The 13,786-nt window shown below is 55.8% G+C and carries 13 protein-coding genes; 9 read left to right on the forward strand and 4 right to left on the reverse strand.

Annotation, left to right across the window (positions count from 1 at the left end; all coding sequences use genetic code 11):
- Positions 1–28 precede the first annotated feature (28 nt).
- The 4 genes from E3U32_RS20455 to rimL all read left to right on the forward strand — a co-directional run bounded on the left by E3U32_RS20455 (position 29) and on the right by rimL (position 4,525).
- Complete coding sequence (locus tag E3U32_RS20455) at positions 29–1,198, forward strand: pyridoxal phosphate-dependent aminotransferase (RefSeq protein WP_134350250.1); 1,170 nt, start codon at positions 29–31, stop codon at positions 1,196–1,198.
- A 10-nt stretch (positions 1,199–1,208) separates the two neighbouring features.
- Positions 1,209–1,982 carry a transporter substrate-binding domain-containing protein gene (locus tag E3U32_RS20460; RefSeq protein WP_025756391.1) on the forward strand — a complete coding sequence of 258 codons (774 nt, stop codon included), beginning with the start codon at positions 1,209–1,211 and terminating at the stop codon, positions 1,980–1,982.
- Positions 1,983–2,224: 242 nt separating this feature from the next.
- Positions 2,225–3,880 (forward strand): glucan biosynthesis protein D, encoded by a 1,656-nt coding sequence (locus E3U32_RS20465; RefSeq protein ID WP_134350251.1) that lies wholly within the window; start codon positions 2,225–2,227, stop codon positions 3,878–3,880.
- Between the two features lie 105 nt (positions 3,881–3,985).
- On the forward strand, positions 3,986–4,525 hold the full coding sequence (rimL, locus tag E3U32_RS20470) for a 50S ribosomal protein L7/L12-serine acetyltransferase (protein ID WP_134350252.1): 540 nt from the start codon (positions 3,986–3,988) through the stop codon (positions 4,523–4,525).
- On the opposite strand, the gene ydcK is transcribed toward rimL, so the two are convergent.
- On the reverse strand, positions 4,520–5,500 hold the full coding sequence (gene ydcK / locus E3U32_RS20475; RefSeq protein ID WP_134350253.1) for a YdcK family protein: 981 nt from the start codon (positions 5,498–5,500) through the stop codon (positions 4,520–4,522). The genes rimL and ydcK overlap by 6 nt on opposite strands.
- Before the next feature lie 134 nt (positions 5,501–5,634).
- On the opposite strand from ydcK, the gene tehB reads away from it, so the two are divergent.
- Positions 5,635–6,228 (forward strand): tellurite resistance methyltransferase TehB, encoded by a 594-nt coding sequence (gene tehB, locus E3U32_RS20480; protein WP_134350254.1) that lies wholly within the window; start codon positions 5,635–5,637, stop codon positions 6,226–6,228.
- Here the strand turns inward: tehB and pepT are convergent.
- Positions 6,225–7,454 carry a peptidase T gene (pepT, locus tag E3U32_RS20485; protein ID WP_134350255.1) on the reverse strand — a complete coding sequence of 410 codons (1,230 nt, stop codon included), beginning with the start codon at positions 7,452–7,454 and terminating at the stop codon, positions 6,225–6,227. The genes tehB and pepT overlap by 4 nt on opposite strands.
- Positions 7,455–7,565: 111 nt before the next feature.
- Here pepT and E3U32_RS20490 point away from each other — a divergent pair, with 111 nt between their 5' ends.
- Positions 7,566–9,161, forward strand: coding sequence for an ABC transporter substrate-binding protein (locus E3U32_RS20490; protein WP_134350759.1), 1,596 nt, complete (start codon positions 7,566–7,568; stop codon positions 9,159–9,161).
- A 135-nt stretch (positions 9,162–9,296) separates the two neighbouring features.
- Positions 9,297–9,971, forward strand: a complete 675-nt coding sequence (locus E3U32_RS20495) for a DUF3313 domain-containing protein (protein WP_134350256.1) — start codon at positions 9,297–9,299, stop codon at positions 9,969–9,971.
- A gap of 34 nt (positions 9,972–10,005) precedes the next feature.
- On the opposite strand, the gene E3U32_RS20500 is transcribed toward E3U32_RS20495, so the two are convergent.
- Entirely contained in the window at positions 10,006–10,902 is an 897-nt protein-coding gene (locus tag E3U32_RS20500) for a DMT family transporter (RefSeq protein WP_134350257.1), read from the reverse strand.
- A 173-nt stretch (positions 10,903–11,075) separates the two neighbouring features.
- On the opposite strand from E3U32_RS20500, the gene E3U32_RS20505 reads away from it, so the two are divergent.
- Entirely contained in the window at positions 11,076–11,948 is an 873-nt protein-coding gene (locus tag E3U32_RS20505) for a helix-turn-helix domain-containing protein (protein ID WP_134350258.1), read from the forward strand.
- Here E3U32_RS20505 and E3U32_RS20510 read toward each other — a convergent pair.
- Complete coding sequence (locus tag E3U32_RS20510) at positions 11,928–13,094, reverse strand: benzoate/H(+) symporter BenE family transporter (protein ID WP_134350259.1); 1,167 nt, start codon at positions 13,092–13,094, stop codon at positions 11,928–11,930. The genes E3U32_RS20505 and E3U32_RS20510 overlap by 21 nt on opposite strands.
- A 92-nt stretch (positions 13,095–13,186) precedes the next feature.
- Between E3U32_RS20510 and E3U32_RS20515 the strand changes: the two genes are divergently transcribed.
- Positions 13,187–13,714, forward strand: a complete 528-nt coding sequence (locus tag E3U32_RS20515) for a helix-turn-helix domain-containing protein (protein WP_134350260.1) — start codon at positions 13,187–13,189, stop codon at positions 13,712–13,714.
- Positions 13,715–13,786: the final 72 nt, after the last annotated feature.

The raw sequence follows: 13,786 nt of genomic DNA on the forward strand, positions 1-13,786 counted from the left end.
ATGCAAAGACCATGAGAAGGGTAACAGGATGACTTTACGAACGCCGGTACAAACGCGCTCCAAACTGCCAGATGTGGGAACCACCATTTTTACCGTTATCGGCCAGCTCTCGGCGCAGCATAACGCCATTAACCTTTCTCAGGGCGCGCCGAATTTTTCCTGCGACCCGAAGCTTGTCGCGAGCGTCACCCGCGCAATGGAGGCGGGGCATAACCAGTACGCGGCGATGACCGGTCTGCAGCCGCTCAAAGAACGTATTGCTGATAAAATTGCCACGCTCTACGGCACGCAGTACGACCCTGCCAGCGAGGTGCTGGTCACCGCCAGCGCCAGCGAAGGGCTCTATTCGGCGATTAGCGGGCTGGTGCATCCGGGCGATGAGGTGATCTACTTTGAGCCGTCATTTGACAGCTACGCGCCGATTGTCCGTCTGCAGGGGGCAACCCCGATCGCCATCAAGCTCACGGTGCCGGATTTTGCCGTCAACTGGGACGAGGTTCGCGCCGCGATCACCCCGCGCACGCGCATGATCATCATCAATACGCCGCACAACCCGAGCGGTCAGGTGTTCTCAGCCAATGACCTGCAGCAGTTGGTGGCGCTGACGCGCAATACCGACATCATTATTTTGTCTGACGAAGTGTACGAACACGTCGTGTTTGACGGTGAGCCGCACCACGGGATGGCCACGCATCCGCAGCTGGCGGAGCGCAGCGTGATTATCTCATCTTTCGGAAAAACCTATCACGTCACCGGGTGGCGCGTGGGTTACTGTGTGGCCCCGGTGGTGTTGATGGACGAGATTTGTAAAGTCCATCAATTTTTAATGTTTTCTGCCGATACGCCAATGCAGCACGCGTTTGCTGAGCATATGGTCGACCCGCAAACCTGGCTGTCGCTGTCGGCGTTTTACCAGCGCAAGCGCGATCTGCTGCACAGTCTGCTGGCCGATTCACCGTTTACGCTGTTGCCGAGCGCCGGTTCGTTCTTCATGCTGGCGGACTACAGCCAGTTCAGCGACGAGCGCGACAGCGAGCTGGTGAAAAGGCTGATCGTCGAGTACGGCGTTGCCACCATCCCGCTGTCGGCGTTTTATGCGGACGGTACGGATAATAAATTGATTCGTCTCTCTTTTGCGAAAGATGAGGCGACGTTACGGGCAGGTGCCCAGGCCCTGTGTCGGGTTAAACCACGCTGAGGAGTATTAGATGAAATTACGCGCGTTAGTAGTCGGCATGGGATTGCTGTGTACATTTTCCTCCTTCGCGGCCACCGAGCTGCGTTACGGTCTGGAAGCGGAATATCCGCCGTTTGAGAGCCGCAATGCGGCGGGCGAACTGGAAGGGTTTGACGTTGAGCTGGGGAATGCCATTTGCAAAGCGGCTGCGCTGAAATGCAGCTGGGTGGAAACCTCATTTGATGCGCTGATCCCGGGCCTGGTGGCGAAGAAATTTGACGCCATCAACTCGGCGATGAACATCACCGAGCAGCGCCGCAAGAGCATTGATTTTACCCAGCCGATTTACCGTATTCCGTCGCAGCTCGTCGGCAAGGCTGGCACGGCGGTCGAGGCCACGCCAGAAGGGCTGAAGGGTAAAACTATCGGCGTGTTGCAGGGGTCGATTCAGGAAACCTATGCAAAAGAGCACTGGGAAAAGCAGGGTGTCACCGTGGTGTCTTATAAAGATCAGAATATGGCCTGGGGCGATCTGCTGAATGGCCGTATCGACGCCTCGTTGGTCATGTCCGCGGCCGGGCAGGCAGGTTTTCTCAGCAAGCCGCAGGGTAAAGGGTTTGGCTTCATCGGCAAACCGGTGTCTGACGACACTATCCTCGGCAGTGGGATCGGTTTTGGGCTGCGTAAAGGGGACGAGGCCACCAAAAAGCAGCTTGATGCCGCGATTGATAAAGTACGTGCCGACGGCACGATCGCTAAACTCGCTGATAAGTACTTTCCGGGTATCGATGTCAGCGTAAAATAACCGCCTCATTAGCCCCGGCGAACGATGTCGCGCCGGGGCATTTTTATACACATTTTCCAGGCTTTCTTTACACCACTTTCGGGCCGTTCTGGTCGACAGAAAATATTTCTCACTTTGTTCAGATAATCACCGGCCAACAATTGGATTCTTAACCATTTTTGTTTAGGCTGTGCGTTCTTTCTTGCCGTCATTTCGCCGAGCGCGGAACACATTCACACGACCATAAGGACGTTTTTCCAGGCATGAATCGCAGACGTTTTCTAAAAGGCTCGCTGGCAGTGGCAGCCCTGAGCGGCACATCCGGCCTTGCTTCCCTGTTTTCCAAAGCGGCATACGCTGCCGACTCTGACATTGCTGACGGTCAGAGCCGTCGTTTTGACTTCTCCGTACTGCAATCCATGGCGCATGACCTGGCGAAAACCCCATGGGGTGGCGCGCCGCGTCCGCTGCCGGACACGCTGGCAACCATGACGCCACAGGCGTACAACGCCATCCGGTACGATGAAAAACAGTCTCTGTGGAACAACGTTGAAGGGCGTCAGCTGGACGTGCAGTTCTTCCATATGGGGATGGGGTTCCGCCGCCGCGTGCGGATGTTCTCGCTGGACCAGTCCACCTCGATGGCGCGCGAGATCCACTTCCGCCCGGAGTTGTTCAGCTACGGTGAAACGGGCGTGGATACCAAACAGCTGGAAGGGCAAAGCGATCTCGGTTTTGCAGGCTTCCGCGCCTTTAAGGCGCCTGAGCTGGCGCGTCGCGATATCGTCTCTTTCCTGGGGGCGAGCTATTTCCGCGCAGTGGATGACACCTACCAGTACGGTCTTTCCGCGCGCGGTCTGGCGGTCGACACCTTCACCGACACTCCGGAAGAGTTCCCGGACTTTACCTCCTTCTGGTTTGAGACCGTCAAGCCGGGTGACACGACCTTTACCGTCTATACGCTGCTCGACAGCCCAAGCATCACCGGGGCTTATAAATTCGTGATCCACTGCGAGAAGAGCCAGGTGATCATGGAAGTCGAAAATCACCTCTATGCGCGTAAAGACATTAAACAGCTCGGCATCGCGCCGATGACCAGCATGTTCAGCTGCGGCAATAACGAACGCCGCATGTGTGACACCATTCACCCGCAAATTCATGATTCCGATCGTCTGGCGATGTGGCGCGGCAACGGGGAGTGGATCTGTCGTCCGCTGAACAACCCGCAGAAGCTGCAGTTCAATGCCTATATGGATAAAAACCCGAAAGGGTTCGGTCTGCTGCAGCTCGATCGCGATTTCTCGCACTATCAGGACGTGATGGGCTGGTATAACAAACGCCCGAGCCTGTGGGTTGAACCGCGTAACGACTGGGGTAAAGGCTCGGTTGGCCTGATGGAGATCCCGACCACCGGTGAAACGCTGGATAACGTGGTGTGCTTCTGGCAGCCGGAAAAAGCCGTCAAAGCGGGCGACGAGCTGGACTTCAAATATCGCCTGTACTGGAGCGCTATGCCGCCGGTGCGTTCTCCGCTGGCCAACGTTTTTGCCACCCGCACCGGCATGGGCGGGTTCCCGGAAGGCTGGGCGCCGGGCGAAAATTACCCGAAAGTGTGGGCCCGTCGCTTTGCTATCGACTTCGTCGGTGGCGACCTGAAGGCCGCAGCGCCAAAAGGTATCGAGCCGGTGATTACGCTCTCCAGCGGTGAAGCGAAGCAGGTTGAGATCCTCTACGTTGAGCCGTTTGATGGATACCGTATTCTGTTTGACTGGTACCCAACGTCGGATTCGACGGAGCCGGTGGATATGCGCCTGTTCCTGCGCTGCCAGGGCGATGCCATCAGTGAAACCTGGCTGTACCAGTATTTCCCGCCAGCGCCGGATAAACGTCAGTATGTTGACGACCGGGTAATGCGTTAGTCCTTGTGGAATTGTGCCGGGTGGCGCTAGCGCTTACCCGGCCTACAAATGCGTCCAGAGTAGGCCGGGTAAGGCGAAGCCGCCACCCGGCAATGGAGAGGCACCATGTCTTCAGAAATCATCCCCGTTTCGCAACACATCGAACTTCGCGCCGTCGAAGAGCGCTATACCGCCGATCTGCACAACCTCGTCGTCAAAAACAAACCCTGGCTGCAAACTGCCTTTGACTGGGCGCAGCACGCGGGCAGCGAAGAGGATACCCGCCGTAACGTGCAGAGTAACCAGATGCTGCACCAGCGCGGCTACGCCAAAATGTTTCTGATCTTCAAGGATGATGCGCTGGTCGGCGTGCTGTCGTTCAACACGATTGAACCGACCAACAAAGCCGGGTACATCGGCTACTGGCTGGATGAAGACCATCAGGGGCAGGGCATTCTCTCCCGGTCACTGCAGGCGTTTATGCGCTACTACGCTGAACGCGGTGAGATCCGTCGTTTTGTGATTAAGTGCCGGGTCGCGAATCAGAACAGCAACAACGTTGCTCTGCGCAATGGTTTTACGCTGGAAGGGTGCCTGCGGGAAGCGGAATACCTGAATGGCCGCTTTGATGATGTGAATATCTACGGAAAAATTTTTACCCTATAACGCCCCCAGCAGCGGCGTGCGGGTGATGCGCTGGTCGCCGTTAATCACTTTTTCGCCGCGCAGGTGAATGCTCTCGCCGGCAAACGCTTCAATGACCGCATCATCGGTGATTTCAACCCGGTGCTCGATGAGCACATCCCCGCTGATCCGCGCGCGTCCCTGAATCACCACCTTATCGTCCAGCATGATCGGACCGCCGCGCAGCCATGCCTGACCGCCAATCAGGACGTGGTGCTTGATGACGCAGTTGCCTTCCACCACGGCATTCTCTGCAATCTGCGAGCTGTAACGCACCGTCGGGATGGCATCGTCGTCAAAACCGGCTATTACGCGGGCGTTACCATAGACTTTTGCGCAGTCGCACACCCAGACGTTATTCAGATCGTTCCCCTCAAGGATGGCGTTGTCGAAAATTTCAGCGCGATGCTCAACAAAGGCAAAATTAACCATCGCCTCGCCGTAGATTTGCGCCTGATGCACAATGCGCGACTGGCTCACCGTCGCCTTATCGTAGATTTGCAGGATCTGTTCATGGTCCGGCGTCAGCCCTTTGGCCGCGATCACCACGCTGTGGTGCAGCACGCGAGCCTCACCGTAAATATGACACTCGCCGCGCACGCAGGATTGCTGAATAGTGACGTTGTCACTAATTCGTGCGCCATGGCTGACCTCCGCGCCGTCCAGCCAGCAGCTGCCGCCGATATGGGCATCATGGCTAATGATGCAAGGCAGGGTAAGACGCGCGTTGCCGGACACGGTTGCGCCGGCGAACACCACGCTGTTTTCGTCGTAGATCCAACAATTGCCGTCGTGCGAGAGGGCGCGCTCGTCGTCAACCCAGCCGCCTTTCGTACCGGCCACTACGTCGTTAAAATCGGCCGTGGCGATAATCTGCCGCAGCGCGGCGGAGTGGGATGTCTCGCCGTTTTTCCACTGCCAGAGGCGTGTCTCGTCGCTAAGGCGATATTTGTTCATCGTAATCTCTCTGATAAGCGTCTTAACTAAACGTAGCAAATTTTTCGGTTTTCGAACGGTTGGCAACCAGACGGTAAACGACTTAAAATGGCATTCAAAATGCACTTTCAGCTTATGCAGGCTCAGGAAAAATAATGACCGTTGATGAGAATTACTTTACAGAGAAATATGGCTTAACCCGTACGCACTCAGAGGTGCTGTTCAGTGCGGAAAAGGTTAAACCGGGCAAAACGCTGGACCTGGGCTGCGGCAACGGCCGCAACAGCCTGTACCTTGCGGCCAACGGTTACGACGTGACCGCGTGGGACAAGAACCCGATGAGCATCGATAATATTGAGCGCATCAAAGCGGCAGAAGGCATTGAGAATCTCCAGACGGCAATCAAAGATCTCAACAACCTGAGCTTTGACGGCGAGTACGATTTTATTCTCTCCACCGTGGTGCTGATGTTCCTGGAAGCCAACACCATCCCGGGCCTTATCGCCAATATGCAGCGCTGCACCAGACCGGGCGGCTACAACCTGATTGTTGCCGCCATGGACACGGCAGATTTTCCCTGCACCGTCGGCTTCCCGTTTGCATTTAAAACCGGTGAACTGAGCAACTACTATGAAGGCTGGGAGTTGCTCAAATACAACGAAGATGTTGGCGAACTGCACCGCACCGACGAAAACGGGAACCGCATCAAGCTGCGTTTTGCCACTATGCTGGCGCGCAAGCCTGCTTAACGGGCGGCCAGCAAACAGAGCTGCAGAGCAGTCTTGTAAGACGCCTCGAACGACGACAGTGGCAGGAATTCAAACTTCGAGTGGAAGTTATGCGCGCCGGTGAAGAAGTTCGGCGTGAGCAGCCCTTTTGCCGAGAGCGCCGCGCCGTCAGTACCGCCGCGCATAGGCGTCGGTTTCGGCGTGATGCCGAGCGATTCCATCGCCTCAAACATCAGGTCGATAGCGCGCCTGTCTTCGCCAATCGCATTGCTGATATTGCTGTAGATATCTTCAATGCGATAGTCCACTTTGGCCGTCGGATGTTGGGCGGCAATCAGCGCGGCAACGTCGGCAATTTGCTGCTTGCGGGCGGCGAAGTTCTCCTTGTCAAAGTCCCGGATATTGGCCTTAAGAACGGCCTCATTCTGCCCGGCCTGAATGCCGTTAAACCAGATATAGCCTTCACGCCCCTCGGTGCACTCCGGCGTCTGCTGGCGGTCGAAGTGGCTGATAAAGTCGGTTGCCATTAATAACGGGTTCACCAGCACGCCTTTGGCGGACATCGGGTGCGCCGTCACGCCGGTAAAGCGGATCTCAGCGGCTGCCGCATTAAAGTTCTCGTAGACAATTTCACCCAGCTCGCAGCAGTCGATGGTCCAGGCGAAGTCGACGTCGAAGCGTTTAAGATCCAGCGCCTTGGCGCCGTTCAGGCCAATCTCTTCGTCAGGCACAAACGCCACGACGATATCGCCATGCTGATGCTCCGCCGTCAGGTTTTCCAGCACCGTCATCACCACCGTGACCGCCGATTTATTATCGGCACCTAATACGCTGGTCCCGTCGCTGAAAATAATCTCCTCGTTCGGGTAAGCCAGAATTTCGGGATGCTCTTTCACCCGCAGCCAGATCTCTTTTTCTTTATTCAGACAGAGATCTTCACCGGTAAACGTTAATATTTGTGGATGAATATCCGGTGATAATCCCACGTCGACGGTATCAATATGGGTAATAAAGCCGATGCGCGGCGCGCCGGACACGTTGCCTTTTTTGACCGCTGTCACCGTGGCGAATTCATCAATCACAATGTCGTCTAAACCCAGCTGTGCCAGTTCCTGCGCCAGCTCTCGCGCCATGTCGTGCTGGCCGGGCGTTGAGGGCAGGGTTTTTACTTTGGGATCGCTCTGGCTAGCGATCGCGAGGTAGCGGAAAAAACGGTGCGTTAATTGTCTGGAAAGCGGCGAGCCCATAGTGATTTGTTCCTTATTTATTTTTCGGGTGTTTGCCACATCACTTTAATGTTATTTATGAAATGGCAAAAGAATTAATTAGCCGTCGAATTAAAAAGACAGGAATAAATGATGACAAGCAAACTCGCAACTTTATCGCTGGCGCTTGCTGCACTTACGGTCAGTTCCGCTGTCGCCGCAAAAACGCTGGTGTATTGCTCCGAAGGATCGCCGGAAAACTTTAATCCTCAGTTATACACCTCGGGAACCAGCGTGGACGCCAGCGCCGTGCCGGTCTATAACCGGCTGGTTGATTTCAAACCCGGCACCACGGAGCTGGTGCCAAGCCTGGCAGAGCGCTGGGAGGTGAGCGACGACGGTAAGGTTTACACCTTCCATCTGCGTAAAGGCGTTAAGTTCCAGAGCAATAAATCATTCACGCCGACCCGTGACTTTAACGCCGATGACGTCATCTTCTCGTTTATGCGGCAGAAAGACGTCAACCATCCCTACCATAACGTCTCGAACGGCAGCTACTCCAACTTCGAAAGCCTGGAGTTTGGCAGTCTGATCACCGCTATTGATAAAGTCGATGACCACACCGTGCGCTTTACCCTGGCGCACCCGGAGGCGCCGTTCGTCGCCGATCTGGCCTGGTATTTTGCCTCGATCCTTTCAGCGGAGTATGCCGATGCGATGCTAAAAGCGGGTACGCCAGAGAAGGTGGATATGGCGCCGATCGGCACCGGGCCGTTTAAGCTGGCGCAGTATCAGAAAGATTCCCGGATCCTGTTCACGGCGTTTGCCGACTACTGGCAGGGAAAATCGAAGCTGGATCGACTGGTGTTTTCCATCACACCGGATGCCTCCGTGCGTTTTGCCAAAATTGAGAAGAACGAATGTCAGGTCATGCCGTTCCCGAATCCGGCCGACCTGCCGCGCATGAAGGCCAATAAAGACATCAATCTGATGAGCAAACCCGGGCTGAATACCGGTTTTCTGGCTTTCAATACCCAAAAGCCGCCGCTGGATAACGTGAAAGTCCGTCAGGCGCTGGCGATGGCCATCAATAAACCGGCCATTATTGACGCGGTGTTCCACGGTACCGGCACTGCGGCGAAGAACCTGCTGCCACCGGGCGTCTGGAGCGCTGACAGCGAGCTTAAGGACTACGAGTACGATCCAGAAAAAGCCAAAGCCCTGCTGAAAGAGGCCGGGTTTGCCAACGGCATGAGCATCGATTTATGGGCGATGCCCGTCCAGCGGCCCTATAACCCGAATGCCAAACGCATGGCGGAGATGATTCAGGCGGACTGGGCGAAGGTCGGCGTACAGGCCAAAATCGTTACCTACGAATGGGGCGAATACCTGAAACGCGTGAAGGGCGGGGAGCATCAGGCCGCGCTGATGGGCTGGACGACCGCTACGGGCGATCCCGATAACTTCTTTGGTCCGCTGTTTACCTGCACCTCGGCAAACGGCGGGTCGAATTCGGCGAAATGGTGCTATAAGCCGTTTGATAATATTATCGCTGAGGCGAAATCGATAACCGATCATGATAAACGCGTGGCGCTGTATAAACAGGCTCAGCAGATTATGCATGACCAGATGCCCGCGGTGATGATTGCGCATTCAACCATTTTCGAACCGGTGCGCAAGGAAGTGAAGGGCTATGAAATAGACCCGTTTGGTAAACATCTGTTCTGGCAACTGGACATAAATCAGTAATTTTTCACTGCCCGGCACGCGTCCGGGCAGTCTTTTCGCAATTTGTGCTCCCGGCATCATTTTTTGTCACAACAAACCCGCCAGTCTTTTGCTATAACTTCAAATGCATACTTGCAAATAACATGGAAAACTATCATGCGTACTCAAACTTTTTTTAAAGTTGCAGTGCTTACTGGTCTGTTGGCGTTGGCGGGCTGTTCTTCAAAAGTCGCCGCTCCAGAACAATATTCTGGCTTTTTAAAAGACTATTCAGGTTTACAACAGACAACGTCTGCGACGGGCAAACCAACGCTGCGTTGGGTTGACCCTTCCTATAACGAAGCTAATTACGACAGTATTCTCTGGACGCCGATTACTTATTATCCAACGCCTAAACCAACGACACAAATTGGTCAAAAAACGCTTGATGAGTTGTTGAATTACACCAATAACAAAATGAAAACCGCTATTGGTACCCGTAAGCCAGTTGTGACCAAGCCGGGTAAACACAGCCTGATTTTCCGCGGCGCAATTACCGGGGTGAGTTCGCAGAAAGAGGGACTGCAGTTCTATGAAGTGGTGCCTGTTGCGCTGGTGGTTGCCGGTACGCAGATGGCAACCGGACATCGCACCATGGATACCCATCTTTACTTTGAAGGTGAGCTGATCGATGCGGCTACCAACAAGCCGGTCATGAAAGTGGTTCGTAAAGGCGAAGGCAAAGATCTGAATAACGAAAGTACACCGATGACCTTTGCGACGCTGAAGCAGGTTGTTGATGACATGGCGACCGACGCCACCATGTTTGATGTGAAAAAGACCGCGAAATAACCTAAAACGGCCTGCGCAATGCAGGCCTTTTTATTTACGCCGTGCGCAAGCGCCTGAACCAGGTTTCTGGTTTGGTAAACATCACCATATTTCCCCCCAAAATCAGCAATAATCCAACGAGTCCGTTGATATGCCAGACGTAGCCTTCATACACCGTGGAGATGGACAGCGCCACCAGCGGGAAGAGCAGCGTACTGTAGGCCGCTTTGCCCGGGCCAATGCGGCCCACCAGCGTGAAGTAGGCGCCAAAGGCAATCACCGAACCAAACAGTGCCAGATAGAGCAACGCGCCAATGTAGCTGGTGGTCCACTCCGGCGTGAAGCTGTCGCCTCGGAAGAGCGCAATGCAGCCCATCACCAGCGTGCCATAGAGCATCGACCAGGCGTTGGTGGTCATGGTTTCAAGGCCTTTGCGCTGATGGCGCATGCTGATCATATTGCCCAGCGAGAAGCCATAGGTACCAAGTGCTGAAAGACCGATACCCGTCAGGAGCGACGCGCTCCAGCCGCTGGCCAGCAGATCGTCCCAGAAGAGGGTGACGATCCCGATCAGGCCCAGAGCCGCAGCCGTCCAGAAACGCGCGGGCGGGCGCTGCCCGAAGAAAAGAAAGCTGTTAATGGCATTATAGAGCACGGCCATGGAGAAGATCACCGACTCCAGCCCGGTGTTGATGTGCGAGGCCGCGGTGTAGAAACACCAGAAGTTAAAGCAGAAGACGCAGCATCCCTGGAGCATGCAAAAAAGATGATCCCGCAGCGCCAGCTTGCGCAGGCGGCGCAGGGCGAGTAATACCACCATCATCGTGAGGCTGGCGACGGCGAAGCGCCAGAAAATAGAGACGGGCGCCGCCACGGGACCCTGCTGCAGGAAAATGGCAATCCAGGTCGTTCCCCAGATAATGACCACCAGTCCGTATAGTAATGCGTTCATATTTTTCTCTTCTCAAACCGCTGAAGCCCGCAGTATGGCGCTGCATTCCATAAGGGGCTTTCACCGGCTTGCGGCAGACTTGCAAAATCTTGCGCTTTTTTCTTTCCCGGGGACTGGCAACCGGAGACAACTCTTCTTAGACTGAGATTCCTGTCCATCACGCGCTAACGGTTATGTCTCACGCTTACGATACCTTTGAAACGCTTTGCCAACAGAATGCAATCCTGCGGGAAACCGTCTCGCTGAATTCGGGTATTCAGCTGGCAGCGTGGTACAACAAGCACGATACGATAACGGTAAAAAGTAACCATCATACCCTGAGCCTTTACGTGGAGGATGGCTACGAAAGCTATCAAAAAACGCCGGGCGGCTGGAAGAACGGCGGGGGGCCGGATCGTTTCTGTTTAATGCCCAAAGAGAGCGAATCGACGTGGGATATCCGGGACGATCTGTCGTTTGTGCATCTCTACTGCACTGATGAGCACCTGCGCGACGTGGGGGAAAAAATCTGGGACAAGCGGCCGCTTTCGCTGACCCTGGACGAGCGCATTTTCGGCAGCGATCCGAAAATCACCGCCCTGTATCGCCAGTTTTTGCTTGGCTGCGACTGGCAGCAGCACGCCAACCAGCTTACCCTGAGCACGGCCTCTACGCTGCTCCTGACCCATCTGCTGCAAAACTACTCAAACGTACAGTGGAAGCTGCCGGTCGTCACCGGAGGGCTATCGCCGTTTGTTCTGCGCAACGTGCTGGCCTTTATCGAAGAGAACCTGGGGCAGCCCCTGACGCTGGTAGAACTAGCGGCACAGGCCGCTCTCAGCGAATACCATTTTGCCCGCATGTTCCGCCAGTCGACGGGGCTGGCGCCGCATCAGTACGTGATGCAGAGAAGAATGGAAAAAGCGAAAGCCCTGGTGCAGCATACCTCAACGCCGCTGACGGATATCGCACTTGCCTGCGGGTTTAACTCCGCTAGCCACTTCAGCAACCGCTTTCGCAGCGTGACGGGCATGACGCCGTCGCAGCTACGCGCGGCGAGCGCGTGAAAACAGGGCATAGCACACGCCCCCCAGCACCAGCCCCCAAAATGCCGAGCCAATGCCCAGAATCGTTACGCCGCTTGCGGTCATCAGAAACGTGACGATGGCCGCGTCACGCTCCGCTTCGTGATTCAGCGCCTGATATAAACTCCCACTGATGGTGCCCAGCAGCGCCAGACCGGCCAGCGTCTGGATCCAGCTGAGCGGCAGGGCGGCCATCAGCCCGGTAATGGAGCCGCCGAAAATCCCCGCAAGCAGGTAAAACACCCCGGCTGCGATGGCCGCCAGCCACCGTTTCCCGGCATCCGGGTGTGCGTCCGGGCTTTGACAAATGGCGGCGGTAATCGCCGCAATGCAGATGGAAAAGACGCCAAAGGGTGAAAACAGCAGCGCCAGCCCACCGGTAACGATAATGAGCGGTGAGACTGCCAGCGGGTAACCGGAGGCTTTCATCGTGGCGAACCCCGGCGCGTTTTGCGAGGCCATGGTCACCAGGAAGAAGGGCACGCCAATGCTCAGCAGGCTGGTGAAGGTGAAGGCGGGCGCAATAAATTCAGGCATTACCAGAGAGAGGGTAATCTTATCAGTGACAACGTCACCTCCCGCCCATGCCACAATACCACCCACCAGGAGCGTGACCACGATGGCATAGCGCGGGGCCAGCGCTTTTGCTATCAGCCACGCCGCAATCATGCTGCCGCACAGCAGAAAGTGTCCCTCAAGATGCGCAAATGCATGCAGGCCAAACTGCAGCAGCACGCCAGCCAGCATGGCGGCGGCCAGCGAATGGGGGATCAGCTTCATCAGCCGGGCGAATAAACCGGTGATGCCGCAGAGTAAAATGAGAGCGTTGGCAAAGATGAATACGCCGATCGTTTCAGCCAGCGTCACGCCGTGCAGGCTGGTGGCGAGCAGCGCCGCGCCCGGCGTCGACCAGGCGGTCAGCACCGGCGCTTTGTACCACCAGGAAAGCGCCAGCGTGCTGACGCCCATGCCAATCCCCAGCGCGGTCATCCAGCCCGCTATCTGCTGCGCGCTGGCGCCTGCCGCAGCGGCGGCCTGCCAGATGATGGCGGCCGAGCTGGCGTAACCGACCAGCACGGCGACAAATCCAGCCAGTGCGACTGGAACAAGGTGAGAGGAAGGGCGCATGGAAACTCCGTTGTGCGTTATAACGTCCGGCATAAGGTAACACTGTGCGCTATAGCGTACAAGTGGTATGCTGATCGCCATCAGGAGGGAACATGGACATCACACTACATCTTGCAACAACGCTGAAAACGCTGCGCCAGGCGCGCGGCTGGAGTTTGTCGAAGCTGGCAGACGAGACCGGCGTGTCAAAAGCCATGCTCGGTCAAATCGAGCGCAATGAATCCAGCCCGACGGTGTCGACGCTGTGGAAAATTGCCACAGGGCTGAACGTCCCGTTTTCCGCATTCATCACGCCGGAGGCGGACCGCCAGACGGTATTTGACCCGCAGCAGCAGGCGATGGTGGTGAAACCGCTCTTTCCGTGGGACGAGACGCTCAGATTTGATTATTTCTCTATCACGCTGGCACCCGGTGCCCTGAGCGAGTCCACGCCGCACGAGGCGGGAGTGATTGAACACGTGGTGGTCATCAGCGGCGAGCTGGAGATGAAAATTGACGGCAAATGGCAGTCAATTTCTGCCGATTCGGGCGTTCGTTTTGCCGGCGATAAACCGCATGCCTACCGCAACAGCAGCGACCGGACGGTACATTTTCACTCCCTGATTCATTATCCCCGCTGAGGTTACGCAAAACTGTTTCGCTAACGCATACTTCTGACTACAATAGCCGCCATTTTGACCATAACGGATAAC

Origin of the sequence: Lelliottia nimipressuralis, from assembly GCF_004402045.1 — a bacterium.
Taxonomy (GTDB): Bacteria; Pseudomonadota; Gammaproteobacteria; order Enterobacterales; family Enterobacteriaceae; genus Enterobacter; species Enterobacter chinensis.